Origin of the sequence: uncultured Caballeronia sp. (assembly GCF_964243625.1) — a bacterium.
In the GTDB taxonomy this organism is placed as follows: Bacteria; Pseudomonadota; Gammaproteobacteria; order Burkholderiales; family Burkholderiaceae; genus Caballeronia.
Window position 1 is genome coordinate 1 of the sequence record NZ_CAXTGZ010000685.1, and the last position, 3105, is coordinate 3105.

Consider the following 3105-nt stretch of genomic DNA (forward strand, 5'->3'; position numbering starts at 1 on the left):
ATTGGCGGGTAAGCTGGATGGTTACGCTATTCGCGTGCCGACCATCAATGTGTCGATCGTCGACCTGTCGTTCATTGCCGCACGCGACACGACGGTGGAAGAAGTGAACTCGATCATGAAGGAAGCATCGGAAGGCGCGCTGAAGGGCATTCTGGGCTACAACACGGCGCCGCTGGTCTCGATCGACTTCAACCACAATCCGGCATCGTCCACGTTCGACGCAACGCTCACGAAGGTGTCAGGCCGTCTCGTGAAGGTGTCGAGCTGGTACGACAACGAGTGGGGCTTCTCGAACCGCATGCTGGACACGGCTGTGGCTTTGGCCAATGCGAAGTAAGGCAGCGAAGCTGACGTAAGCACAAAAAAACCGCCGGTTTGCAAGAACCGGCGGTTTTTTATTTCCTGGCATGACAACGCTACAACCGCTGCGAACGGATCAGTTTTTCCTGTGCGGACACTGTTCCTTCGTGCACGTGCCGTAGAGTGCGAGCGCGTGTTCGTGCAGCTTGAACCCGCGTTCTTTTGCGATATCTTGCTGACGGCTTTCAATTTCAGCGTCGAAGAACTCTTCGACCAGGCCGCAGTCAAGACACACCAGGTGGTCATGATGCGAGCCTTCGTTGAGTTCGAACACGGCCTTGCCGGATTCAAAGTTGCTGCGCGACAGCAGCCCTGCTTGCTCGAACTGCGTCAACACGCGGTACACGGTCGCAAGACCGATATCGAGTTCTTCGTGCAACAGGTTGCGATACACATCTTCTGCAGTCAGGTGGCGCACCGGACTATGCTGGAAAATCTCGAGGATCTTGAGCCGGGGCAGGGTTGCCTTCAGCCCGATATTTTTGAGATCGGCGGGATTGGTCATGGCTAGGCATCCCTAGAGTACAATTCAAGGTTCTCATAGTAATGCGTTTTTACCGTTCTGGTCACCATCCGAACGAAATGGCGCGATCTCCGAAAGACTTCGAAACTTCCTGCGCCCATACGGGCAATGGGCCAGGCGAAGGGTGAAATGAAGGGTGAAATGTTTCCAAAATCTTTATCGAATTGCCGGGAGAGCCGTCGTATGCGCGGAACTTTGATTGCTGCCGCCACCATGACCGTCCTGGCCGGGTTGTCCGCTTGTTCCACCTATGACAGCGTCACGCAGAGCATCGCGCAACACATCACGCCGTATCGGATCACGGTCGTGCAGGGGAATTTCGTTTCGGCAGAAGCTGCGGCGCAGATGCAAGTCGGCATGTCGCGCGATCAGGTGAAAACGCTCCTCGGCACGCCGCTGCTCGCGGACATGTTCCACGCGGACCGCTGGGACTATATTTTCTACTTCAAGCGCGGATCGACTTCGGTTGTTCAGCAGCGCGATTTCGTGGTGAATTTCGCCGGCGATCGCGTGGCGAACTGGACGGGTGGCGAGAACCTGCCGTCGAATCTCGAGCTGCTGGCTGAAATCGATGGCGACAAGGGCCGCAAGATTCCCGCAGCGCCGGTTCCGGGCATGGCGAGCGCAGCCGGCGCCAGCGGCGTTCCGGCTACGCCGGCGGCCACGACCGTCTCGGCGCCGGGTGGCGAGCCCAGCACGCAGCCGGATGCATCGAATGCATTCGCCGGCGACGCCAACCAGCAGGCCGCGCAAGCCGCCAACCGTGCAACGGCGGCCGTGGAAGCACCGACCGGACGTACCCGCTCGTCGGCCATGCCGAACGTGCCGGGCAATCCGAGCCTGCCACCGAACGTCAGCGCTGCCGGCAACTCGCAGATTCAGTTGCAGCGGCGTCCGCAGACGGTGACCATTCCGAACAGTGCTGCAGTCGGGCCTGCCGGTACGTCGCCTACGCCGGCAAACACGGATGGACAGGCAACGTTCTACGTACCATCGACGAAAACCAATTAAGCAGCACGGCGGGCGTCTCCTCATTGGCTGTCCCGCCGTTCTCGCCTGATTGCACTATCTCGCAAGCGGCCAACGCGCCGCTTCGACGCTTCTGATGCTTCTGCACGAATTGCTTGTTGCAATATCCGCAACACCACAGCAGCACAACGCCAATACGCTTCATCACGCGAGACACGCCATGAAAATCGCCATCGCCGGTGCATCGGGCCGTATGGGCCGCATGCTGATCGAAACCGTTCTCAATAATCCCGACGTGACCTTGTCCGGCGCGCTCGACCGCGCGGGATCACCGCAGCTCGGCGAGGATGTGGGTACGTTGCTCGGTAAAACCACGGGCGTGGTTCTTACTGACGATATCGAGCAGGTGTTTGCCGCAAGCGATGTGCTGATCGACTTCACGCGTCCCGAAGGCACGCTCGTGCATCTGGAAGCGGCGTTGCGGCATAACGTGAAAATGGTGATCGGCACGACGGGTTTCAACGACGAGCAGAAAGCGCAATTGCGTGCCGCCGGAGAGAAGATCGGGATCGTGTTCTCGGCGAACATGAGCGTGGGCGTGAACGTGACGCTCAAGCTGCTGGAATTCGCGGCCAGACACTTCGATAAAGGCTACGACATCGAGATCATCGAGGCGCATCACCGGCACAAGGTCGATGCACCGTCGGGCACCGCCCTGGCAATGGGCGAGACGATCGCCAACGCGCTCGGCCGCGACTTGAAGGAATGCGCGGTGTACGGCCGGGAAGGCGTGACGGGTGAACGCGATCCCTCCACCATCGGTTTCGCTGCGATTCGCGGCGGCGATATTGTCGGCGACCACACGGTGCTGTTCGCGGGCATCGGCGAGCGCGTCGAGATCACGCACAAGTCTTCCAGCCGTTTGTCTTACGCTCAAGGTTCGCTGCGCGCCGCGCAATTCCTGGCGAGCCGGGAGCGCGGAATGTTCGACATGCAGGACGTGCTCGGCTTGCGTTGAGCCAGGCTGCAGATTCCTTCGAGGTCCGAGTTCAATGGCAACAACCGGCATCATTCATTACTTGCAGAGCAGCGACGGCATCACGCATGGCGTGGCGGGCGTGCTGCTGGCCATGTCGGTGGCGAGCTGGTGTTTCCTGATCGTGAAGGCGTGGGTTCTCGTGCGTGCGAAACGTCAAGGGCCACGCGCCGTGCAACGGTTCTGGCAGGCGGCGACGCTTTCGGACGGCATCGGG

At 60.0% G+C, this 3105-nt stretch carries 3 protein-coding genes and 2 pseudogenes; 4 read left to right on the forward strand and 1 reads right to left on the reverse strand.

Annotated features, from left to right (window positions below):
- Positions 1–337: pseudogene (locus ACFFAR_RS29260) on the forward strand (erythrose-4-phosphate dehydrogenase); the annotation flags it as partial.
- Positions 338–436: 99 nt separating this feature from the next.
- Here the strand turns inward: ACFFAR_RS29260 and fur are convergent.
- Positions 437–865, reverse strand: coding sequence for a ferric iron uptake transcriptional regulator (gene fur, locus ACFFAR_RS29265; protein ID WP_056356132.1), 429 nt, complete (start codon positions 863–865; stop codon positions 437–439).
- A 201-nt stretch (positions 866–1066) separates the two neighbouring features.
- On the opposite strand from fur, the gene bamE reads away from it, so the two are divergent.
- The 3 genes and pseudogenes from bamE to ACFFAR_RS29280 form a co-directional block, all read left to right on the forward strand.
- Positions 1067–1894, forward strand: coding sequence for an outer membrane protein assembly factor BamE (bamE, locus tag ACFFAR_RS29270; protein WP_062169215.1), 828 nt, complete (start codon positions 1067–1069; stop codon positions 1892–1894).
- A 178-nt stretch (positions 1895–2072) separates the two neighbouring features.
- Positions 2073–2870 carry a 4-hydroxy-tetrahydrodipicolinate reductase gene (gene dapB / locus ACFFAR_RS29275; RefSeq protein ID WP_174364071.1) on the forward strand — a complete coding sequence of 266 codons (798 nt, stop codon included), beginning with the start codon at positions 2073–2075 and terminating at the stop codon, positions 2868–2870.
- A 34-nt stretch (positions 2871–2904) separates the two neighbouring features.
- Positions 2905–3105: pseudogene (locus ACFFAR_RS29280) on the forward strand (MotA/TolQ/ExbB proton channel family protein); the annotation flags it as partial.

Coding starts and splice junctions, on each gene's coding strand:
- dapB (WP_174364071.1), top strand. CDS start 2,073: ATGAAAATCGCCATCGCCGGTGCATCGGGCCGTATGGGCCGCATGCTG.
- fur (WP_056356132.1), bottom strand. CDS start 865: ATGACCAATCCCGCCGATCTCAAAAATATCGGGCTGAAGGCAACCCTG.
- bamE (WP_062169215.1), top strand. CDS start 1,067: ATGCGCGGAACTTTGATTGCTGCCGCCACCATGACCGTCCTGGCCGGG.